The 21,898-nt window shown below is 37.4% G+C and carries 22 protein-coding genes, 1 pseudogene and 1 riboswitch; of the genes and pseudogenes, 3 read left to right on the top strand and 20 right to left on the bottom strand.

Features of this window, described 5'->3' with window-relative positions:
• A pseudogene (locus tag HPY74_01460) lies at positions 1-795 on the top strand (DNA mismatch repair protein MutS).
• Between the two features lie 24 nt (positions 796-819).
• Entirely contained in the window at positions 820-1,560 is a 741-nt protein-coding gene (locus HPY74_01455; protein ID NSW89344.1) for a hypothetical protein, read from the top strand.
• A gap of 9 nt (positions 1,561-1,569) precedes the next feature.
• Here HPY74_01455 and HPY74_01450 read toward each other — a convergent pair whose 3' ends face one another.
• The 5 genes from HPY74_01450 to HPY74_01430 form a co-directional block, all read right to left on the bottom strand.
• Positions 1,570-2,307, bottom strand: coding sequence for a hypothetical protein (locus tag HPY74_01450; protein ID NSW89343.1), 738 nt, complete (start codon positions 2,305-2,307; stop codon positions 1,570-1,572).
• A gap of 192 nt (positions 2,308-2,499) precedes the next feature.
• Positions 2,500-3,219 (bottom strand): sulfite exporter TauE/SafE family protein, encoded by a 720-nt coding sequence (locus HPY74_01445; GenBank protein NSW89342.1) that lies wholly within the window; start codon positions 3,217-3,219, stop codon positions 2,500-2,502.
• 16 nt (positions 3,220-3,235) lie between these two features.
• Positions 3,236-4,420, bottom strand: coding sequence for an MFS transporter (locus tag HPY74_01440; GenBank protein NSW89341.1), 1,185 nt, complete (start codon positions 4,418-4,420; stop codon positions 3,236-3,238).
• A 241-nt stretch (positions 4,421-4,661) separates the two neighbouring features.
• Positions 4,662-4,928 (bottom strand): Txe/YoeB family addiction module toxin, encoded by a 267-nt coding sequence (locus HPY74_01435; GenBank protein ID NSW89340.1) that lies wholly within the window; start codon positions 4,926-4,928, stop codon positions 4,662-4,664.
• A complete protein-coding gene (locus HPY74_01430) occupies positions 4,922-5,164 on the bottom strand; it encodes a type II toxin-antitoxin system Phd/YefM family antitoxin (GenBank protein NSW89339.1) in 243 nt (80 codons plus the stop codon). Before HPY74_01430 ends, HPY74_01435 begins: the two co-directional genes overlap by 7 nt.
• A gap of 164 nt (positions 5,165-5,328) precedes the next feature.
• Here HPY74_01430 and HPY74_01425 point away from each other — a divergent pair, with 164 nt between their 5' ends.
• Positions 5,329-6,396, top strand: coding sequence for a type IV pilus twitching motility protein PilT (locus HPY74_01425; GenBank protein NSW89338.1), 1,068 nt, complete (start codon positions 5,329-5,331; stop codon positions 6,394-6,396).
• A gap of 35 nt (positions 6,397-6,431) precedes the next feature.
• Here the strand turns inward: HPY74_01425 and HPY74_01420 are convergent, their stop codons facing one another.
• The 15 genes from HPY74_01420 to HPY74_01350 all read right to left on the bottom strand — a co-directional run bounded on the left by HPY74_01420 (position 6,432) and on the right by HPY74_01350 (position 21,839).
• Complete coding sequence (locus tag HPY74_01420; GenBank protein ID NSW89337.1) at positions 6,432-6,845, bottom strand: hypothetical protein; 414 nt, start codon at positions 6,843-6,845, stop codon at positions 6,432-6,434.
• The gene (locus HPY74_01415) at positions 6,842-8,206 is read right to left on the bottom strand and encodes a hypothetical protein (GenBank protein NSW89336.1); all 1,365 of its coding nucleotides are present in this window, start codon (positions 8,204-8,206) and stop codon (positions 6,842-6,844) included. The genes HPY74_01420 and HPY74_01415 overlap by 4 nt, the downstream gene beginning before the upstream one ends.
• A 3-nt stretch (positions 8,207-8,209) precedes the next feature.
• Complete coding sequence (locus HPY74_01410) at positions 8,210-8,659, bottom strand: prepilin-type N-terminal cleavage/methylation domain-containing protein (GenBank protein NSW89335.1); 450 nt, start codon at positions 8,657-8,659, stop codon at positions 8,210-8,212.
• Between the two features lie 33 nt (positions 8,660-8,692).
• Positions 8,693-10,381: a Flp pilus assembly complex ATPase component TadA gene (tadA, locus tag HPY74_01405; GenBank protein NSW89334.1), complete on the bottom strand. Its 1,689-nt coding sequence runs from the start codon at positions 10,379-10,381 to the stop codon at positions 8,693-8,695.
• A 110-nt stretch (positions 10,382-10,491) separates the two neighbouring features.
• Positions 10,492-11,013 (bottom strand): type 4a pilus biogenesis protein PilO, encoded by a 522-nt coding sequence (gene pilO / locus HPY74_01400; GenBank protein NSW89333.1) that lies wholly within the window; start codon positions 11,011-11,013, stop codon positions 10,492-10,494.
• A gap of 36 nt (positions 11,014-11,049) precedes the next feature.
• Positions 11,050-11,604 carry a PilN domain-containing protein gene (locus HPY74_01395; GenBank protein ID NSW89332.1) on the bottom strand — a complete coding sequence of 185 codons (555 nt, stop codon included), beginning with the start codon at positions 11,602-11,604 and terminating at the stop codon, positions 11,050-11,052.
• Positions 11,605-12,546: a pilus assembly protein PilM gene (gene pilM, locus HPY74_01390; protein NSW89331.1), complete on the bottom strand. Its 942-nt coding sequence runs from the start codon at positions 12,544-12,546 to the stop codon at positions 11,605-11,607.
• A gap of 46 nt (positions 12,547-12,592) precedes the next feature.
• On the bottom strand, positions 12,593-13,810 hold the full coding sequence (locus HPY74_01385) for a type II secretion system F family protein (GenBank protein NSW89330.1): 1,218 nt from the start codon (positions 13,808-13,810) through the stop codon (positions 12,593-12,595).
• A 1-nt stretch (position 13,811) separates the two neighbouring features.
• Positions 13,812-14,909: a type IV pilus twitching motility protein PilT gene (locus tag HPY74_01380; protein ID NSW89329.1), complete on the bottom strand. Its 1,098-nt coding sequence runs from the start codon at positions 14,907-14,909 to the stop codon at positions 13,812-13,814.
• A 62-nt stretch (positions 14,910-14,971) separates the two neighbouring features.
• Complete coding sequence (locus HPY74_01375) at positions 14,972-16,762, bottom strand: hypothetical protein (GenBank protein ID NSW89328.1); 1,791 nt, start codon at positions 16,760-16,762, stop codon at positions 14,972-14,974.
• Positions 16,763-16,893: 131 nt separating this feature from the next.
• Positions 16,894-17,451, bottom strand: coding sequence for a hypothetical protein (locus HPY74_01370; protein ID NSW89327.1), 558 nt, complete (start codon positions 17,449-17,451; stop codon positions 16,894-16,896).
• Positions 17,452-17,824: 373 nt separating this feature from the next.
• Positions 17,825-18,175, bottom strand: a complete 351-nt coding sequence (locus HPY74_01365) for a prepilin-type N-terminal cleavage/methylation domain-containing protein (protein NSW89326.1) — start codon at positions 18,173-18,175, stop codon at positions 17,825-17,827.
• Between the two features lie 175 nt (positions 18,176-18,350).
• On the bottom strand, positions 18,351-18,716 hold the full coding sequence (locus tag HPY74_01360; protein NSW89325.1) for a prepilin peptidase: 366 nt from the start codon (positions 18,714-18,716) through the stop codon (positions 18,351-18,353).
• A gap of 132 nt (positions 18,717-18,848) precedes the next feature.
• Positions 18,849-20,456 carry a phosphoglycerate dehydrogenase gene (locus HPY74_01355; GenBank protein ID NSW89324.1) on the bottom strand — a complete coding sequence of 536 codons (1,608 nt, stop codon included), beginning with the start codon at positions 20,454-20,456 and terminating at the stop codon, positions 18,849-18,851.
• A 140-nt stretch (positions 20,457-20,596) separates the two neighbouring features.
• Positions 20,597-20,686, bottom strand: a riboswitch (glycine riboswitch).
• 148 nt (positions 20,687-20,834) lie between these two features.
• Complete coding sequence (locus HPY74_01350; protein ID NSW89323.1) at positions 20,835-21,839, bottom strand: GPR endopeptidase; 1,005 nt, start codon at positions 21,837-21,839, stop codon at positions 20,835-20,837.
• Positions 21,840-21,898: the final 59 nt, after the last annotated feature.

The raw sequence follows: 21,898 nt of genomic DNA, 5'->3' as shown, positions 1-21,898 counted from the left end.
GGGATCAACCTTGTGGCCAATGCGCTCGCCCAGTCCGCCGATCATATTAACAGTTTTTTTAATATGTTAAGAACCGAACTGGCTTTTTACATCGGTTGTTTGAATTTATATGAGCAACTTGCCCAAATTGGGGAACCGATATCTTTTCCCCTGCCTGTGTCTCCTGGCGAACGCAGACATTCTTTTAAAGGCTTATACGACGTTTGTCTGGCCTTAACCATGAAACAAAAAATTGTAGGTAACAATGTGAACGCTGACAATAAAAACCTCGTGATAATCACAGGCGCCAACCAGGGCGGCAAATCGACTTTTTTGCGAAGCATAGGTTTATCCCAATTGATGATGCAATGCGGCATGTTTGTGCCGGCAGAGTCTTTCTGTTCCAATATCTGCGACGGCCTTTTTACACACTACAAAAGGGAAGAAGACGCTACTATGAAAAGCGGGAAACTTGATGAAGAACTCAGCAGAATGAGCGATATCGTAGACAATATAACGTCAAATTCCATGTTGCTGTTTAATGAATCATTTGCCGCGACAAACGAAAGAGAGGGCTCGGAGATTGCAAGGTAAATAATTTGTGCATTATTGGAAAAGCATATCAAGGTTTTCTTCGTTACACATTTATATGAATTTGCGTACGGTTTTTATTGCAAAAAAATAGAAAACTTCATTTTCCTGCGGGCCGAAAGGCAAACCGACGGAAGACGGACTTTTAAAATAATCGAAGGGGAACCATTGCGAACCAGTTATGGTGAGGATTTGTATAACAGGATATTCGGCGGCAACACCTGATAGTTTTGGAGAGGAAGGTGAATCATGGACATAAGGAGGTTGATTTTTATTAGTGAGAGGGGAATAACATATATATCATTTGTTGAAGGGTTTAAAAAGGATGGGTGTGTGATTTGCAATAATGTTTTTAATAGTACATTAAGATATTTCCGGTATCTTTTGGATGAGAACGTGAATGATCTTTCAACACGGATTAGATTTTACAATTCCATTGGCTATTGTAACAGGCATGCATGGATTTTGAAAAAAATCGGAGAAACAGAATATGATAACAATCTCGGACAGACAATAATGTATGAGGGTCTTATTGAGAAGGTTATAAATAGTATTGAAAATATTAAATTGAAAAATGAGCAATTAACACTACATTTAAATAAAAGAAAGAATAAAAAAGCAAACAAGTACTTAAATTCCTTATTGAGAAAGTGTGAATGTGCTGTTTGCCAAAATGAACATGAAGCTGAATCCAGGCATCTGGAGTTTTTTGTAGAATATTTTACCGACCCGGATGTTTTTAAATATTACAATAACTCGAAGGGTTTATGTTATGATCACTTTGTGAAGGTTTTACCATTAATGGAATTTGAACAGAGGCAAAAGCTTATTGATAACTATATTGAAAAGCTTAAAACTTTGCAAAATAGATTAAATGAATATATGAGAAAGATGGATTACAGATTTTCAAACGAGCCTAAAGGTGATGAGCAAACAGCCTGGATAGACGCAATTCGGATTATTTCCGGTAATAATATTTCAATCTTGTAACCATCTTTGTTATAGAAATTTGCCAGTTATTTTGCTAATGCTCCTTACAAGAGCATCTTTTGATGATTTCCACGGTTCATCCTTAAACTGGAAATCCAATTTTTTCAAAAACCACTCCAATTCTTCATTCATACGATACATATTGTTTAGTTGATTTGTCAGGCATGCCGAAATAAAAATTTTCCTCTTTTTGTTACTGAATATTCTCTTAGAGTGGTTAATAACGTAATTAAAATGTTTCTGGCATAGTCCTTTTGATTTGTTGAACAAAACTTTAAATTCTTCATCATTTGACCATAAGTCAATCATTATATCAATATATGATCCCATTGCATTATTTATTTTATCACATAGATAACAATGTTTATCTATTTTTATCTTATTCTTACTGTTTTTAAAGATGATGCTTGTAGTTCTTGCCAAAAGTGACAAATCAATTATTCTTTTAAGATTTTCACTTAACTTTAACCTTTTCAGTTGTGAAATTTCACTATAAAGTAATCTATGAACTATTAAAGCAAGTCCAAGTTTATCTGGATACTCATAAAGCTGTTTAAAATGTGAATTACAAAAGGTATAGTTGGTTATTTCTTTGTTAAAAGCAGTATCCATTATTATAGCATCATGTTCACTGAATAGGTTATCAATATACTTTTTCTCAATTTTTGCCTCTATTTCACACAATGGACATTCTGTAGCATTTCTAAAAGCATCCCACAAAGGTATGGTATAAATTTTTTCTTTCATTAATTATCCCCCATATTTAAACAAGTATTTTATTTTATTTGCAAGGCTGATTTGTACTATTATTGATATAATAGAAACCATCAACCGAATACACCTAGTGGTTTAGGTGGGCCATATCTACTTTTTACTTTATTTTGTTTGCTAATTTTATTTTATACCACTAAACCCAAATATATATCATAATTAGTCCGGTTATTGATTGAATAAAATAAGTTGCAGCCCTGATATAACCATTAAGACTTCTACCAACAGCAGGAACTTTGCACGGGAAAGTTTCTGTATTAGCTTTTTTCCTGTCCATGAGCCAATTATCATCGCCACCCCTAAAAATAGACCTAATAGAAGGTTGTTTAAGCCTATTAATGCATATTTTTGATACATTACCGTTTTTGTAATATGCATTGCTACTGCAGTAACCGCTTCACTTGAGACATAGGCGATAGCAGGAAGATTTAATCCCAGGAAAAATGCCGCTCCAAGAGGGCCAGCACTTCCGGCTACTGCCGAAAGAAATCCTACTAAAGCGCCACCAGGTATTAAAAATAATTCGTTTATCTTAAAGTCGAATAATTTTACCCTTCGCATAATTACAATAATAATCAGTAATATTCCTATGCCTGTATTTATATACTGCTTTGGTAAAGATACAAAAAGCTTTGCCCCAATAATTGTCGTTGGGATAGCTCCTAAAATGAACAGCAATACGGGCTTTATTCGTATTTCACGCCATCCAAACCAAGCCCTAGACATATTCCCTAGAAGTTGTGCAACCGTAAGAATAGGAACGGCAGCCTTGACACCGACAATGTTTGTGAGTATCGGTAATAATATTAATGCACCTCCAAAACCTGCAGAACCAGATATAGTTGCAGCAAGCCAGGCAATCAAAAAGAGTATCATCCAATTAGTCATCACAAAATAATCCTTTCTATGGAGCTCTTTCTATTTTTGAAAAGCTTATACTCAATAACGCAGCAAAAGCACATGCAGCCCCAAAATAAAATGTTGCCGAAGGAGAAACTTTATCCCAAAGGTATCCTGCAATAATATTTGCTGGCAAGGTCATAATGCCTAATGAGGCATTAAATAGTCCATAAGCTGTACCACGTTTGCTATCTGGTACTATACGAGCGATCAATGACTTCGCTATTCCTTCGGTTGTTGCATAATAAAGACCGTAGAATATGTATATTAACCATATATGCCAGGGGTGATTAGCGACGGCAAAGCCTAAATACGATAGGGCATAAACAAGCCATCCGACTTGCATTACTTTGACCCTGCCTATCTTATCCGAAAGACTGCCAGCCGGAACGGACAAAAGAGCATAAAGGAGATTAAACACCGCATATACAATCGGTATAATAACAGGATCTATACCAACGTTTTGAGCACGCAGAAATAAAAATGAATCGCTTGAATTACCCAACGTGAAAACAAGCATGATTATAAGGAAAAACAGGAATTTACCCTTTAATATGCTAAAATCGAATTTTGTTTGTTCCTTGGAAACAGGTGTGGCTTTTTCACTTACAAAAAGTCCGATTAAAAGTATTGTTACCGCAGAAATAAGACCTGCGATATAAAAGATTATCCTGTACCTTATATTTCCGTTTACTAATAGATAAAGTATCCCGGTTGTTGCTAGCGGTCCCATAACGGAACCAAAAGTATCAAGCATACGCTGATATCCGAAAGAGAATCCCACCCGACCTTCCTTTGCAGATTGGGCTATTAATACATCCCTGGGAGCATCTTTTGTTCCCTTTCCTATACCGTCTATCAAACGTAAAGTAAAAGCTTGCCATGCAGAAGACACAGTGCCAAATAAGAAACGGCTTATTGCCGAAAGTAAATAGCCTATAAAAACAATACTCTTTCGTCTTCCTATTCTGTCGGAAATAATACCGGAGAGTATTTTAAAAACACTTACGATTGTTGTCAAGCTGCCCTCAATAAGACCTATAGTCCCTTTGCTTAATCCCAAAACAGAGGAATAAAAGATTGGAAGTATGGGCTGAATCATATCCTGACCGAAACCACCAAAAAAGGCTACCCAGCCTAGTGTACGAACATTATTTCGTTCTTTGGTCGGTTTACTCCTATTATCCACAATAATACATCTCCTTCATAAAAAATAAAAAGCTAATGATCCTACAAAAAAGTAGGAGCTATTAGCTTTTAATCCAAGCATTTTTGGCGAGCTCCATCGCCATTAGTATTTATCTTAACCACCATCATTATTATATTATTATATTATGCATTAGAATATTTATCACCATCTTTTTCATAGAAATTGCACCATTGACTCTCTACTTTCGTAACGGTTTAATAATAGAGTCAATGCAAACATCTCATTCATAGTGTGACCACATTCTAATTACTTTTACAATCTTTTCATCTTTAAAAACTTGATACACAAGTCTGTGCTTTAAATTAATTCTTCTGGAATAAACACCCGCTAAATCCCCCACAAGCTTTTCATAATGAGGTAGATTCTGAAAAGGGTTAACTTTTAAAATATTAAGCAATTTTTCAACATTATCTTTAAGGCCAACATTCTTCAACTTAAGTGCGTCATCCTGGGCTTTTTTGGTGTATACCAGCTTAAAGTTCACCATTGCAATTTCTCAGAACAATCTGAAATCGGAGTATTTATTCCTTCGATTATAGATTCCCTCATGTTTGGAATGCTTAACAAGTATAATGTTTCCTGTATAGCGTTCCAATCGCTTTCTGATATAAGAATTGCATTGTTACGTTTACCCGTTATTTGTATTGGTTCGTGGTTTATTTCGGTTTCATCAATCAAAGTATATAAATTATCCCTTGCATTAGTAACATTTATTGTTTTCAAAATAATCACCCCTTAAGTCAATTATACCGTACGGAATAACGTATGTCAAGTAAAAAATTTTACATTTTTCCATCTTTAAAAGTACTGAATTTGTTAAACTTTTTATGCAAGTACAGTAATAAAAATTGTAAATAATGGGAAGGATAACTGGAAAGGTGAAAGCTATGATAAAAGATATTCATAATTTATTAGATAGGGCCGTTGCTTTAAGAGCTTCCGATCTGCATATTGCTGTAGGCATCCCTCCCATGTGCAGGGTAAACGGGAAACTTAAACCGTTAGGAGATGTCCCCGTTTTGAGAGAAGATGCCGAAAACTTTGTAAAAACAATACTTACCGAGAAACAGCTTAGTATACTTACTAAGAAAGGAGAAGTAGACGCGTCTATTATATTCGGCAATACTACGCGTTTTCGTATAAACGCATTCCGCCAGAAAAATAATTTCGGGATGTCTGTAAGACTTGTAAACCATGTAATACCGGATTTTGATTCTTTGGGTCTTCCTCCTGTAATAGCAGATTTATGCAAATTAACAAAGGGACTGATACTGGTTACCGGTCCTACGGGCTCTGGAAAATCAACAACTCTGGCTGCAATGATTGACTGGATAAATACTAATAGGGATTGCCACATATTAACCCTGGAAGAACCCATCGAGTATATACACAACCATAAAAAAAGCATAATAAACCAGCGTGAAATCGGAACAGATTCCCTGAGCTTTAAAAATGCGCTCAGAGCAGCTTTAAGACAAGACCCGGACGTTATTTTGATAGGAGAAATGAGGGATTTGGAAACCATAAGTATTGCCCTTACTGCTGCTGAAACAGGACATTTGGTACTGAGCACACTCCATACAATAGGAGCAGCAAAAACCATAGACAGAATAATTGATGTTTTCCCGCCATACCAACAGTATCAAATAAGGACCCAGCTTTCTCTTGTTTTGCAGGGTGTGATATCACAACAGCTGATATCTTCAACAGACGGTAATTCAAGAGTTCTGGCAGTTGAGGTTATGATTTCGACTCCAGCTATACGTAATATGATAAGAGAAAATAAAACGCCCCAGATTTTTAATGCAATTCAAACAGGTGCAAAGTTTGGCATGAAAACCATGGATAATTCACTTCTTGAACTTTACAAAGAAAAGAAAATACTCTTTGACGATATGCTGAATTATGCTTCAGATCCTGATTATATAAAGATAATGGCGGCAAACGCCGTTTAGATTAAATAATAGAATAGACGGTTACTGCCTGAAAATTATTGCTTAATAAGCCTTACATTGCCGTTGTCATCAATACTTGCCGACATTGTAATTTCTCTTATGACCTCTCCGTTTTCTACTATCCTTCCCGCTGATTTGACATAATTAATGCTTATTTCTATTACCTGGTATTCATACTGCTTATTGCTGTTGTTATACACAACTATAGCCCCTGCAGGCATTATAGGGTCCTCACCTTCAGGTGTATTCTCAATAGTTTTTATCCCATGCTCTATACCTGAATAAGCAAGGTATGTTGCTATTTCTCTTTCCTCCATCACTCTATTTGTTTTCACTTCCGAAATGAGTACAAACAACAATGCTGAGCCAAGCGCAATCATTATTGCGGAAAGTATAAGAACCATAACCAGCACATTACCCTTTTCGGATTGCATTTTTTTTATTCTCATTCTCCCACCTCAAACGGTAAATCCTCAATATTGGGAATAAACTCTTCTATATTCCTTGACACTACTGTAGTACCGCCGCTTGTAACATAAAAACCGTCTCTTGCAATTACAATACCTTCAAAACGGGCTCCCGTGAATGTCACCTTGCCATTTGGTGCAAAAAGGAGGCCGGTAACCGTCCTCCAACCACCCAAAGTAATATCTCTCTTGCTTACTATTATCACGTTTTCACAATCCTGCCAATTTGTGTTGGTATAATTAGTTGAAGAAAAAATCTTTTTTCCATCTGTTAATGGACCACCCGATACGTAACCATTCTCAAAATACCAGTTGTCAGGCTTCAAAGGGGGCATTCCGTAATCCGGCATATCAAACCCCGGTACACTGTCTACCTTGGTACATTTTGACGTAATGTGGGAACCCATATTGGTAGGATAAGTAAATGTGCCCGTGTACTGAATGCTTCCATATATTGTGGGTGTCCACTGTAAAGTAAGATTACCATTAACATATACTGTCCCATGTATTATTGCATCCTTTAGAACAAGGTTGCCGTTTACGTAGACAGTACCGTATATATCGCGCCTTCCGTTCCCCAATACCATATTCCCGTTTACATATATGTTTCCGGTATTATCGCTTAAACCCAAACTGGCACTGCCCCCTTCAAGATTAATGTTACCATCTATGTAAATGTTTTTGACATTTATATGGCAACCACGGTTTAGGTCAGTTGTATTAAGGTTGCTAAACAGGATAACGGTACCGTCAGGCGAAATAATCTCATTGCCATTGAAATATATTCTGCTGCCATAGATAAAACAGGTGTTTTCTACTAAAAATGTATAAAAATTGTCTTCACTTTCTCCGCCATGTAAAGCATACTCCAGCCTTGCAATCTTGAAATCATAATATTTATTGTTAACGACGTCAATTATTAGCCTCGCAAAAACCAATCTTTCGGTTTCCAGGACAAATTGGGCTCCTTTTATCTCTTTAAAATCAAGTGCATCAGACTCACCGTTTTTCTGCCTGACCAGGTAATTTTCACCTCCAGGGCCAGTTTCAAGGAAATAGGCCACCTGGTTATCATCCTTGTCGATAATATCCATCCGTGATGGATTACCTGGGTCAATGGTTACGCTTTTAGAATACCTGATATCATTTGCCAGGTATGTCGAAGCTTCTCTAACGGCTGTCCTCTGGCCTGCTTCGTTAAACTGCGAAGACGTTATCCCCCTTACCATGTTTATTAAAGGAAATGAAATAGAAACTACTAACCCGACCAGGGCCACAACAATTATCAATTCAACCAGGGTTATACCCCTGTTTCCAGCTAATATTTTAATGTTTTTAAACATATGCTATTCCACCTCCCTGAGGCGCAGTACAAAAAAAAGGCGGTTGCCGCTACCTGATTCTATAGAAAAATTCAATTGAAAAATTCCATCTATACCTGTATTTTCATCAATAGAAATCTCAAAATTATAATTTATATTGTTTATATCAGTTTGTTCTTTTATAAAAACGCCGTTTCCTGCATCACTAAACCCGTCGTTAATAAGCCATCCCTGTAATCCTTCAATATTCTGCCAATAATTTTGTATAGCCGTAATTTCGTCAAGTTTGCTTGTGGCATATGCAAGAAGCTGAAGCCTTTCCCTGCTTAAAGTCCTGGCTTTAAGCGCAACAGCAAGAAAGTTAGAAAACATTGCCGCAATTATCGTTATTATTGCTATTGCAATTATTGTTTCAACTAAGGTAAACCCCTTTTCATCCTGGACAGTCATGGAACATTTTTCCTTTTCATTCATAATTACCCTCAATTACCCTTTAAAATCTTAATTTTAAACCACTACACGGAGTAGCTCTTCTACAGTTGTTATACCCGCTTTTACTTTTAAAAGCCCGTCCTGCCTCATTGTCAACATGCCTTCCCGTACTCCGTTCTGTCGTATCTCAGCTGAAGAAGCTTTCATTAAAATCAACTTTTGTATGTTTTCGGTAATTCTTAAAAATTCATATACTCCTGTGCGACCTTTGTAACCTGTTCCGTTACAGTATACACATCCTTTTGCCTTATAAAGCTCTATTTCCCGCTCGTTCCCTTCAAAAGGAAAATCAGGCACCGAATTAACCAGTTCTTCCCTGGTTACTTTATAGGGCTGCTTGCATTCTTTACAAAGCAAACGCGCTAATCTCTGCCCAACAACACCAATTAAGGACGATGCAGTAAGGTACGGCTCAATTCCCATATCGGCAAGTCGTGTCACGGCACCGGCAGCATCATTTGTATGCATGGTAGAAAGTACAAGATGCCCAGTTAAAGCCGATTCAACTGCAATTCGCGCCGTCTCGTGGTCCCTTATCTCTCCAACCATTATAATATCCGGATCATTTCTGACTATTGAGCGAAGCCCGCTCGCAAAAGTCATCCCTGCTTTAACATTTACTTGTACCTGCGTTAACCCATCCAATCTTCTTTCAACAGGGTCTTCCAATGTTATTATATTTTTATCCTGACGGTTAAGTTTGGCTAAAGCCGCATACATGGTGGTACTTTTTCCGCTTCCTGTAGGTCCAGTTATCAGTATAAAGCCGTACGGAAGTTCCAGCACCTCCATAAATCTTTTTAACTGCTTTTCCGAAAATCCAAGCTCCTTTAAAGTAATAAACCTGTCATTGCGGTTTAAAAGCCTCATTGTTATCTTTTCTCCGTAAGCGGACGGCATTGATGCTACACGCACATCAATTATATCTCCCTCGACCTTTAAAGATATACGCCCATCCTGGGGAATACGCCGTTCTGCAATGTCCATGTTAGCCATAATCTTTATCCTTGAAGCAAGGGAAGGATGTATGCTAAGGGGCTGTTGTAGCATTTCATGTAAGACCCCGTCTATCCTGAACCTTACTCTCATACGCTTTTCCTGGGGTTCAATGTGTACATCGCTGGCGCCTGCTTTTACGGCCTGGTTAATAATTTGGTTTGCAAGCTGGACTGCAGGTTGCTCGTTATTTTCCATATTCCCGGTTGTATCTTCTTCAGATTCTTCTTCAACGTCTGTTTCTACATTTGTGCTTATATTGGCAAACCTTTTTATAACCGTATCAAGTTCTCTGTCACTGATTATAACAGGTTCAATGTTATACCCTGTTATTATTCGTAAATCATCTATCGCTATAATGTCACCGGGATTTTTCATCGCCACCAGGAGTTTTCCTTTTTCAAAGCCAATAGGGATTGCACTATACTTTAAGGCAACTTCAGGAGATATAAGGTTGGCTGCCGACATATCAATATTATAGTTGCTTATTTCCAGGAACTTTATGCCTGTTTGTTTTGCCACAACTTTAGCTATGTCTTCTTCAGTACAATACCCAAGTTCTACAAGTGTCTGCCCTATTAACCCCTTTTCTCCCCTTAGTTTTTTTATCTCATGCTTCATCAAGGCCTCATTTAACTGTTCCCTGGTTATTATTCCTGTTTCAACCAGCTTTTCCCCTATAAGGCTCCTCCCGGATACATTTTCCATTTTCGGTTTTCTCCTTCCATAAAGTATTTATATAAAAAACTTGACGTTTTTCATTAATATTAATATGGTCTATACCTATATTTACATATCTATAATTTCACAATTCTCTTTTATCTTTTATAATAAGCATTTAACAAAATATCTGCGTAAATCCTGTCACTTGACTGCTCAGCCCTACTCAAATTAATGTTTATAAGTCTATATATCCTTTCAAGTTGCCTTATACCTTTAAGAAAATTTATAATATCAACATAATTTCCATCTAAATTTATAGTAACAGGGACTTTAATCAACCTTTGTCCCTTGATTTCCTGCCCGAATTGTATTTTATTTAAATTAATGCCATTATTTTCAGCTAGTTGGTACATCGTTATAGTTATCCCGTTCTTATCAGGTTCGCCCGGCACCATCCTTTTATACATTTCAACCGTACTTAAAAGCTCAGCCTCTCTGCTCTTTATATCCTGAAAGTATAATGCTTTTTCATATAATTTTTCAATAGCAGCTTTTTCATTTTCTATCTCACTTAAAGTGGCTTGTAAACTTTTTATCCTGAATGCCAAGAAAAAGGCAGCCAGTAATACTAGCAGTACCACCAACATTAATATGGCATAATCCCTGTTTTTCATCATCTTATGTCATCATCCTTTTATCCTTTGTTTTTATTTTCAGCTTGTTACAATAACATCCATTTCTATAATATACCTGGTTATTTTCTTGCCCTCTTCTTCGTTCTCGGTAATATATTTTAAATTTACATTTTTGAAGTACGGATATCCCTCAATATCTTTTAACCAGACAGCAATTATATCTTTTTTTACCGCACGCCCTGTTATTTCACATTTTCCCTTATTATTTTCATATTTTAAACTAATGCTGTCAAACCAAATTCCATACGGTAATACAGCCGAAATATCCGATATAATTTCCTCCCATACAGGTATAGGTATCTCTGCTTCTTTAACAAGTTTCTCATAATCACTTACCGAACGTAATGTTTTTTCATATTCACCAAGCGTTCCAATCCGGTTCTCTAGTTGTTTCCTTTCAACTCTTAAAGTTCCAAGTTCATTTTCATAAATAGCATGAATCAGGGAAAGCAACCCATAAACTAAAAGTGTGGCTGTAACCAGGACAATTCCGGTTAAAATATACTTACTGAACTTTTTTCTTTTTTCGATATAGCCCCTGTAACTTGGCGGCATTAAACTTATTTCACTCAATCAATTCACCCCTTTAAGGCCGTGTAGAGCAAGGCTGAAAGCTACTGCGTATTCAGTTGCATGAAGCTCTTTCTGGTCTTGTTCGGCTGTTTTCCTGTAAAGATATTCAAAAGGCATCAAGACTTCAGTGTCAATATTTATTATGTTTCTAATACTTTCTTTAATCCCGCTTTTTGTCACTTCGCCCCCAAGTAAAAAAACTTTTCTCACCACTGCGGATCTGTTTTGAGACTGAAAATAAAAAACCGACGACCTTATTTCTCCTGCAGCAATGCTTGCAATATCCTCCGTATTATCTTTTCTGCCCATCATGACTGTCCTCGCAAAAACAGGAACATTCTTGTCCATTATTAAAATATTACAAACACCGAATGAAAGATTAACAATTACACACGCCTGGTTTTTATATTCTTGCGGTAAAAATATGTCAAGCACAAGAGTTGAGCTTTTTATATCTCTGATTAACAGCCGGGTTGACTCAAACGTTTTCAAATATTCGTAAAGCATGTTTTTTCGTGCTGCAACAAGCAAAACACTGTAAAAATCACCTTCATTGGTCTTTTGTTCACCTGTCACCATATAGTCAAGTTCAAATTCTTCAATATTGAAAGGAATATAATCCGATGCCTGAAATCTAATAAAGTTGCCTATTTTTTCCCTTTCAATCCTAGGCAGCTTCAGAAATCTTATTATAACATCTTCATTATTTGCTCCTAGTATGATTTCCCTCGACTTTATTCTAATTTCTCTCCACATTTCTTCAATGGCTGTTTTTACACTTTCTGCATCAATTATCTTCCCTTCTTTTACCACCCCGGGAGCAAGCAATTTTTTGCCATAATTTATAATCTCAGGATTCTGGTATGAACCTGATAATTCAACAGCATGCATACATGTATCGTTTATTTCAAGCCCCACAACTCTTTTTTTTAGAATGTTCACGTAAAACTCACCCCATTGCCTTGTCTTGCATCTCTATTTCTTCCACTCAATAATTAATCCCTGACTGTACTATAGCAGTAAATATAGGCAAGTACATTGCGATCAGCATTATGCCAACTATTAAACCTACCACGGTAAGCATCACCGGTTCAATGATGGCCGATAATCCCTTTGTCAACAAGCTTACTTCTTCCTCGTAAAAACTTGCTATTTTTTCGAGTAAACTTGAAAGAGAACCTGAATCTTCCCCAACAGAAATCATTTGTATCATCATGGGAGGAAATAAATTGCTCTCCTTGAGCGGCCCCGCAATAGTCTTTCCTTCCTCAATTTTTCGTATAGCCACATTAATCGCTTCAGTTACAATTATGCTTCCTGATGTTGGTGCAGCAGTCTCCAGTGCCTGTATAACAGGTATTCCACCTTCAAGAAGTGTAGATAGGGTTCGGGCAAATCTTGCCATTACCGACTTGTGTATTATAGGTCCAAAAGCAGGAATATTAAATTTTATCCTGTCCCAGGTCCTCTTTCCCGAAGAGCTTTTAACAAAAATAAATGCTGCCACTATTATTATAACTATTGATATAAACCAGATATACCAGCTGTTTCTTAGTGAATCAGAAAGTGCGAATACTGCCTTTGTTATCCAGGGAAGCGCTATGTTTGAAGGTATAAATCCCTTAAAAATAGGGACCATCAATGTAAGGATACCGACAAACAATAAGATCGCAAATCCCGCAACCATTCTAGGGTAAAAGGTTGCTGCCTTAATGCTATCTCTTAACAGTTTTTCTTTTTGCAGCTGTTCAGCCAATCGTCTTAAAACCTCTTCAAGCATACCCCCTACTTCCCCCGAATGGATCATAGCAATATAAAGGTCTGAGAATATAGCTGGGTACATACTAAAAGCATCTGTTAAACCCATCCCGCCTTCTACATTATGTGCAATATTCAGCAATGCATCTTTAAAAACCATATTTGTTGTCTGTTGTCCTAATGTATACAGTGCTCTTGTTACCGGTATACCCGCACTGATCATAGCTGCCATCTGGTTGCTGAACATACTCAATTCGCTAATCGGGACCTTCTTTTTATTCCAAAAAAATCCCTTGTTTTTGGCAGTTGTTACAAACTCCCGTAATTCGATTATCGCCAAACCCATTTTTTTTAGTTTTTCCACGGCAGAAGCATAATTATCTGCCATAATCTGTCCCCTCACTGTTTCCCCCTGCCTGTTAATGCATTCATAATTGTAATTCGGCATATCACACCCCCGCCTGGCGCATTAATCTTTCAACTTCCTGCTTATCAATACAATATTCAAGTACACTTTCTCTTGAAATTTTGCCCTTATTGTAAAGCTTAACCAAAGCCTGGTCCATTGTCTGCATACCATACGAATGTCCTGTCTGTATGGTACTATAAAGCTGGTGTTCCCTTCCTTCCCTAATTAAATTTCTTACGGCAGGTGTACTTACCATATACTCCACTGCTACCACTCTGCCGCTCCTGTCAATTAAAGGTACCAATTGCTGAGATATAATTGCCTGCAAGGAATTTGCAAGTTGCTGCCTTACCTGTTCACGTTTTTCGTGTGTAAATATATCAACAATTCTTGATATAGTAAGTGGCGCAGTCTGGGTATGAAGGGTAGAAAATACAAGGTGACCTGTTTCTGCTGCTGTAAGAGCAATTGATATGCTCTCTAAATCCCTCATTTCCCCTATCATTATAACATCAGGGTCATGTCTTAACACGTGCCTTAATGCGTTTACAAAAGAGTGAGTATCCAAACCGATTTCCCTTTGCCTTACCGTAGACTTATTATGCCTGTGTAAAAACTCAATCGGGTCTTCTATAGTAACTATGTTTAATCTCCTGGTATTATTTATAATGTCTATTAATGCCGCTAGGGTAGTTGATTTACCGCTCCCCGTGGGGCCTGTAACAAGAACCAGCCCCCTTGAAAGGTTACACAGTTCCTTTATTTCGGGTAAAAGCCCCAGATCATCGAACTTGGGAACTACAAACGGAACTGCCCTGAAGGCTGCGGCGTAAGTCCCTCTTTGAAGCATAATGTTACCCCTGAACCGCGCTAATCCTTCAATTGCATATGAGAAGTCGAGTTCAAGGTTTTCTTTTAGGCGTTTAAGCTGCCACTCCTCAAGGATCGGTAACAACAGACCTTCCATATCCCTTGGTTTAATAGCAGGATAATCAAGTACATTTATGTCCCCTGCAACTCTTATGGCAGGAGGATAACCTACAACAAGGTGCAAGTCGGAAGCGTTTCTATTTACTGTTATTTCTAAAAGCTGGTTAATGCTTAACGGATATGTTGAATCAAGCTGCGAACTAAGCATTTTGTTAATCTTCTCCTTTATTCAAGTATCTTATTAAAAGATTTTTATAAATATTTAAGCGCTTAAAAACTATCAATAGTAGTAATCATATCTAAAATCTTACGGATATTCTCAGGGGTTTCTTCAACCCACATTATATAGCGTGGTGTTGAATCCCTGGATACATTGTTTGAAATAAAGAAACTGGTTGCAGGTATCCCCGTAAGGCTGACGAGCAAATCTCTCCTGGAGGCAAGCCTGGACTGGCCTGCTGCATCGGTGGAATAATCCACAGGTACTTTTATTTTTTCACCCTTTACATCAATTCCGTCTATAGCCTTTGCAATTTCTTCTTTTCTATCCGGCTTGCATACAACCAAAATTTCTTTTGAAAATAAAGGGAAATTAAGAGTAAACACCTTTGCGTCGGTAATCTGCAAATACTCGAACCTTGTAACAGCTTCCTGCGGGCTTATGTTTGACAGCTTATGTATATAAAACGCTGAATCTTCCCTTATATTATCAGTATCAATATCTCTTAGTAATAATTTAATATCAATGATATCCCTTGGAGTACCTGAAACCCATACGGTATAAGCATTTGAGTCAAGCGTTATCACTTGTACCGGGATATCGAGCTGGTTTATTATAGCTTTAAACCTGTCGGCGGTTAAATATTTCAACTTCAAAGTGGTTACCTCTAAAAACCACTTTCCGTTTTCCATTATATCAATTTTATCAATCAGTTCCTCGAAATCCGCGATGTCCTTGCTTCTTGAATCTAGCCATATTTTATATGGGTTTGATGAAAGGCATAAAACCTTAACATCGATACCCATTTGGGTAATAATACTATTAATCCTGTCGGAAGAAACAAATTCCAACTCGTAAGGAATTAGTTTGAGAGGTATATCTTCTTTCGCCACCAATTTGTTTTCTTCAACATCAATTGTTTTTATAAGTTCTTCTAATTCGGCAATTTCCTCTTCCTTAGCACTAACCCATATCTTTTTTGGATTAGTGTCAATGGTAATTGTCTTAATATCCATGCCCAACTGCTTTATAAAGTTTTCAAAGGTCGCAGCATCAATGTGTTTCAATTCATAAGGAAGAAGTTTAACAATTCCTTGTACTAAGCCTGCTTCTTTTATTGCGTTCTCTGGTATATCAACCATTGAGATTAATTCTTTAACTTTCGAAATGTATTGTGAAGTACCCTGTACCCAAATTGACTTTTCATTTTCATCAAAAATTATCTTTTTTACTGAAATTTCCAGGGCATCTATCTGACTGCTTAATTGTTTAGCCGTAATGTAATTCAAATCAAACCTTGCAAGAAGTGGCTTGTTAAAAAAGTCATTTTGCAGCGTTTCGCTCTTGCCTACAATAATAATATTGTCATTTACCAGGTAGTCCAAGCCGTTGCTCTTCAATAAATATTCGAGAGCCGTAAGGTATGTCACATTATTTATCCGGAAAGATACCCTTTGTGATTGTTCCATAAAAATTATGTTTAAGTCCAGTCCGAGCGCAATTGCTGAGAGTACATCCCTTATATCGGCATTTTCCACATTGAGAGAAATTTTATCGGATGCTGTCTTGCTGATCGTTTCTAAAGAAGATTTATTAGAAATACCTGAAGTATCAATTCTACTAGCCACAGTACTTGCATTATTTATCTTCGAAACAGTCGATGCTGTTTCCGATGACGTGTTATTCCAAATAAGAGGCTTTATAACGGTTTCTGCTGTTACTGCTGTCATAAAATAGGTTATATAAACAATACAAAGGAAAATACGGATGATTATTCCTATCGTATTGAGTATTTTCTTCCTTTTTCTAGCTTTGAACGTTGATTTCCTCGTTTTTCTCATCTTAACAACTTTCCACCTCAACCAATGTGTCTTAGGTTGCATCGATTGCATTGAATGTGTCACCTTATCTTTTGTTTCTGTATTTTTTATTGCTTTTTTACTAATTTTATTTTATTTTATTGTATTGTATTTCATTTTTCAATATGTTCATTTTTCAATATGCTTAACGTGGTCTCCTTTTCTCCAGCTTTTAAAACCACCGTGTTGTCGGTTATTTCTTCCACTTTCCAGCTTGTACCTACACTATCACCTTTTCTTACAATATATGACTTTTCACTTGTTTCTATAATAGCAACACTGTTTCCGTTTTCAGCATACAATATCCCAGAAAGCACCATTGGCTGTTCAAACGGGTTATACAATACCGCATCGTCGGATTTTTCAGCTGCCTGTGCAGCAGTTTGCTGTTGCTGGTCAACCGGACGGACTACGTTTGGGAGTACTTCGACCTTATCTTCTATCTCTTCAATTAAATTGCCAATCTGCCCCGTATCTAAAGCTTCCCCGCCAGCAGGGCGGTCTTTGATATTACCTCCGATACCTCTATTCGAGTACAAAATTATTAATACGACGATAAGGATAATTAATAGCGGTAAGGCATATACAAGAAGTTTATTTTTATTAAAAAATTGGACAATTTTGCTTTTAAAACCACTAGGAATATTGTTCCCATCCCAATCGGCAGGCATGTTCTTTCCCCTTTATAATCAACCTTTATAATCAATATATTTTTATATTTTTTAATTTAATTAATATTTTTTATACAATAACATTATTTATAAATTACACTATTATCAAATCAAAAAATCAAATATTAAATAAATATGGCACTAAGCTTTTGCCATAAACAACAAGAATATAACATAAAAAATGTAACACAAATATGAGAAAACAACATTTCCTTGCTCTCCATGTTTACAAAGGGAGTAATCATTTACTCCCTTTGTAATATGCATGTCTTCTCATGATAAAGTAACGCAAGGCATATAAAGCTTAAATAAGTCATGCTTTCAATATATATGTCATACCTGGAATTAGTAAGAAAAATTAATCGTATTGTTCTTATGGAGTTACTTGCTCAACAGTTATTGAGCCATCAGTACCAATAGTTACTTTGAAATTCTTGGTAGTATCTACTTGGCACTCGGGCCAGGATTCCAGGTAATCTTCCCAATTCTGACCAGCGGTACCGTCCCATACTTCGTCGCTGGTCGGCAAGCCTTCATCCGCTAGGTACATGGCTGCAGCACCCTTCAAGATCCTTTCATTTGCTGCGTCCGCAGCTTCCCTGGCCTTTTGCTGTGAATTTGTGTAGATGGGCACGGCTATCGCCGTAAGTATACCGATGATTGCAACTACTACCATAAGTTCAACCAGGGTGAAACCTTTCTTGTTCTTTTTGAATCCTTTCATGAATTTGTTAATCATAGCTTTGACCTCCCCTAAAAAATAAATTTAATAGTAATCCCTACCTATTTTACTACTATTATATTAAATTCCTCCAATTATATTATATCATATCTTGCAAAATGTAAACAAATATTTTTTGATCACTCTTTCTATTTTATTATAAAAAAAGACATAATTTTTACTCTCCCATTGTTTTATCCTTCCTCATGAAAAATATGACATACATACAAGACACAACAATACAGCTTAACACAAACCATACCGAAAGGCCTAGGATAATGTGCAGGGTAAGCCAGGTTATCCCGTTTAAAAATTCGACAACAGGATACCTTAAAGATATCCTGTTTTTGCAAAAACGGCACCTGCCTTTTAGCAGTATATAGCTTAAGACAGGCACCATGTCATACCATTTTATTTTTCTGCCGCAATCAGGGCAATGCGAAGCGCCCGCAACCACCGATTCACGTCGCGGTATGCGGTAGATACATACGTTAAGGAAGCTCCCCACAACCAGCCCCATTATAAAAACAGTTGCCGTCACCATAGTAACTATTGCTGCCTCTTTCTTGTTTGTTTCCCGTTTTTTTATTGTTTTCCGCTTGTGCCAAATATTCTTTAACCGCCATTAAAATTCATTGTCAACAATCTGTTGCGCTTTCCTGAAAAGTGAGCTTCACTAAAAAGTGAGCATTGTTGCTTTTAATACACCGTCTATTTGCCTTAACTGCTGCAAGATGTTATCCGGCACTTCACAGTCTACGCTTACAAAAGCTACCGCCTTGTTGTCGCTCTTCCTGTTCCTGCTCCACTGCATAGCTGCAATATTAATATTATTTGCGCCGAGGATGGTACCGATTCTTCCTATAATTCCGGGTTTGTCTATGTTTTGGATAGCAATAACATAGGGTGTCGGTTCAAAGTCGAGTTTATATCCGAAGAAATCTACTATCCTTATTTCTTCTTTTGCAAATACGGTACCCGATACACTGAGTTCCCTTTCCCTGGTAACAAACTTAACAGTTATAAGGTTGGTGTATTTGTCCAGGTTTGTGCTTTTGCTTTCTACCATTTCTATGCCCATGCTTTTTGCAATATACCCGGCGTTTACATAATTTACCGTATCTTTACCTGCATGTTCAAGAAAACCTTTCAAAACTGAAAGAGATATAAGTTTTGTGTCTTTTTGGGCAAGATCCCCGCTGTATATAACCTCTATTTTGTGCACGGTATTCTTTTCTGCCTGGTAATATATTTTCCCTAGTATTTCAGCTATTTCTACGTAGGGTTTTATGCCATTCAAATTGTCAGCTTTAATTGGGGGCATGTTGACTGCAGCAACTACTTCGCCTTTTAATGCACCTTCAATAAGTTTAGCAACCCCGAGGCTTACATTATGGTTTGCCTCTTCTGTTGATGCCCCAAGATGAGGAGTATAAATAACGTTGTCCAACTCCAGCAATGGGTTGGTATAATCCTGTTCTTCCGGTTTCTTGTTGAAATTAGGTTCTTTTTCAAAAACGTCTATGGCAGCTCCTGCAACACGGCCTTCCTTCAGGGCGTTGTACAGCGCTTTTTCATCAATAACACCACCTCTTGCCACATTTATTATCCTGACACCTTTTTTACATAATTTCAACTCTTTTTCTCCTATGAGCCCCTGGCTTTTGTCCGTCTTTGGAATGTGGACGGTAATCATATCAGCCTGTTTCATTAACTCTTCAAGGGTTTCACATTTTACTATTCCCATCTTTTCAAACCGCTCGTCGGTAACAAAAGGGTCATAGGCAATAACTTTCATATTCAGGGCTTTCAGTTTTGAAGCTACAATTGAACCAATTCTTCCAAGTCCCACAACGCCTGCAACTTTACCATCGAGTTCATTTCCTACAAACCTATTCCTTCTGAAATCCTTATTTTTAGCTGCCATATAGGCTTGGGGTATATTCCTGAACAGGGCAAATGCCATGCCTATCGTTAGCTCGGCTGCCGCCATTATGTTCCCTTCAGGCGTATTTACAACCAGGATGCCTCTTTTTGTACAGGCGTTAACATCTATATTGTCTATGCCGTTCCCGGCTCGACCTACAACCTTAAGATTCTTTCCCTTTTCGATAACTTTTTCTGTTACTTTTGTTTCACTTCTTACAATAATCGCATTATAGTTTTCAATTACCTGGAGCAGCTCTTCAGGGGAAATGCCAAACCTGGTATCAACTTCAAACCCTTTCTCCCTTAAATATTCAATTCCGTCTTCTGCCATTTTATCTGTTACAATAATCCTCATAAATACAAAACCTCCCCTTTTTAGTTTAATCAGTTGTGCAAACCTACCGCTTTAATAATAAATTGAAAGGTCAAGTCCTTACGGAACATGACCTCTGTAGTAAACCAAGTATGACAAAATGCATATTGCATTTTCTTTTAGCAACCCACTCTGTCCTTTTGCCTGAGAGATTGGCCCATTTTAAGCCTTGCCCCTTCGGCGCCGACAACGGTCTCTCCAGAGGTCCGTCCTGACGAGGTCTTTTTACCTGAGAGTGCAACTCCTTCGGTGTATTCCTCTGCTTCCAAAGCTTTAAGGAATATCTCTCCCCCATCAATCATCCGACTTTATTAAATTAGTTTTATTATAAATCATTTGTTAAATTGATGTCAACAGTTTTTAATGCAAATACCTGTTAACATCATCCAGAGTAATTCCCTGGTGGACAGCAATATTAATCCCGTTGGCAATCACTTTTGCTATCCTTTCAATAACCTCGTCTATTTCTTTCGGAGTAACAATTAAATTCCCCGTATACGGGTCCAATACTTTCTGTATAAGTTGGTATTTTTCATTTCTGTCTATGCTCTTAAGCATATTGTAAAATTGGGTTCCCTGCTCAGCCTGGTTTATAAAACTGTCCAGGACAAGGTCTATAACATCATTAGCTATTGTGGCCGCATCAACAACTGTAGGTACACCTATTGCTATAACGGGTACTCCCAATGTATCCCTGGAAAGGTCCATCCTTTTATTGCCTACTCCTGATCCCGGGGATATGCCTGTATCTGCAATTTGTATTGTTGTATTTACCCTATCGAGCCTTCTTGATGCAAGAGAATCAATTGCTATAATACAATCAGGCCTTATCCTGTCAACTATGCCTCTTATAATTTCTCCTGTCTCTATTCCGGTAATCCCCAATACTCCGGGAGCTATTGCGCACACCGGCCTTACTCCCTGTTCTACTTCCTCAGGTACATATTGTACCAGGTGCCTTGTTACCATTAATTTTGAAACAACTTTTGGACCGAGAGAATCAGAGGTCACATTCCAATTTCCAAGCCCTACTACCAAAACCGTAGACTTTTCCTTAAGATTAAGTATCCCAGCCAGTTCTGTAGCTAATGCCTTACATGTATTCTCATATAAGTCCATATCGTTATATTTTATGCCCGGAACTTCAATTGTAATATAGTTTCCCATGGGTTTCCCAAGGGCATTTTGTCCCTGGATAGAGTTGATTTTTACTCTTGATATTTTAATTTCCTCCGTACCGGCATTTGTTACCTCAACTCCCGGTATCTCTTCTTCCTTAGGGGGAACTTGCTTTGCATTCCGTTCCTTTACCAGTTCACGAAGTTCTATTGCCAAATCCGTAACCACATTTCTTATTTGTTCCATCTTACCATTCCTTTCTTTCCGCTCTTTATTAATTTAACATATTGTGCTGGTTAGTTAAT

This window comes from Bacillota bacterium (assembly GCA_013314855.1).
Taxonomy (GTDB): domain Bacteria; phylum Bacillota; class Clostridia; order Acetivibrionales; family DUMC01; genus Ch48.
The sequence above is the reverse complement of the archived record's forward strand: the minus strand, read 5'-3'. Positions and strand labels throughout refer to the sequence as shown.

Excerpts from the sequence above, each read along its gene's own strand:
- HPY74_01435 (NSW89340.1), bottom strand. The coding sequence starts at position 4,928 with ATGGTGAACTTTAAGCTGGTATACACCAAAAAAGCCCAGGATGACGCA.
- pilO (NSW89333.1), bottom strand. The coding sequence starts at position 11,013 with ATGATGAAAAACAGGGATTATGCCATATTAATGTTGGTGGTACTGCTA.
- HPY74_01365 (NSW89326.1), bottom strand. The coding sequence starts at position 18,175 with ATGAAAGGATTCAAAAAGAACAAGAAAGGTTTCACCCTGGTTGAACTT.
- HPY74_01380 (NSW89329.1), bottom strand. The coding sequence starts at position 14,909 with ATGCTTAGTTCGCAGCTTGATTCAACATATCCGTTAAGCATTAACCAG.
- HPY74_01385 (NSW89330.1), bottom strand. The coding sequence starts at position 13,810 with ATGCCGAATTACAATTATGAATGCATTAACAGGCAGGGGGAAACAGTG.
- HPY74_01375 (NSW89328.1), bottom strand. The coding sequence starts at position 16,762 with ATGAGAAAAACGAGGAAATCAACGTTCAAAGCTAGAAAAAGGAAGAAA.
- HPY74_01455 (NSW89344.1), top strand. The coding sequence starts at position 820 with ATGGACATAAGGAGGTTGATTTTTATTAGTGAGAGGGGAATAACATAT.
- HPY74_01355 (NSW89324.1), bottom strand. The coding sequence starts at position 20,456 with ATGAGGATTATTGTAACAGATAAAATGGCAGAAGACGGAATTGAATAT.
- HPY74_01420 (NSW89337.1), bottom strand. The coding sequence starts at position 6,845 with ATGAGAATAAAAAAAATGCAATCCGAAAAGGGTAATGTGCTGGTTATG.
- HPY74_01425 (NSW89338.1), top strand. The coding sequence starts at position 5,329 with ATGATAAAAGATATTCATAATTTATTAGATAGGGCCGTTGCTTTAAGA.
- HPY74_01360 (NSW89325.1), bottom strand. The coding sequence starts at position 18,716 with ATGGTGACGGCAACTGTTTTTATAATGGGGCTGGTTGTGGGGAGCTTC.
- HPY74_01410 (NSW89335.1), bottom strand. The coding sequence starts at position 8,659 with ATGAATGAAAAGGAAAAATGTTCCATGACTGTCCAGGATGAAAAGGGG.
- HPY74_01445 (NSW89342.1), bottom strand. The coding sequence starts at position 3,219 with ATGACTAATTGGATGATACTCTTTTTGATTGCCTGGCTTGCTGCAACT.
- tadA (NSW89334.1), bottom strand. The coding sequence starts at position 10,381 with ATGGAAAATGTATCCGGGAGGAGCCTTATAGGGGAAAAGCTGGTTGAA.
- HPY74_01350 (NSW89323.1), bottom strand. The coding sequence starts at position 21,839 with ATGGAACAAATAAGAAATGTGGTTACGGATTTGGCAATAGAACTTCGT.
- HPY74_01415 (NSW89336.1), bottom strand. The coding sequence starts at position 8,206 with ATGTTTAAAAACATTAAAATATTAGCTGGAAACAGGGGTATAACCCTG.
- HPY74_01370 (NSW89327.1), bottom strand. The coding sequence starts at position 17,451 with ATGCCTGCCGATTGGGATGGGAACAATATTCCTAGTGGTTTTAAAAGC.
- HPY74_01450 (NSW89343.1), bottom strand. The coding sequence starts at position 2,307 with ATGAAAGAAAAAATTTATACCATACCTTTGTGGGATGCTTTTAGAAAT.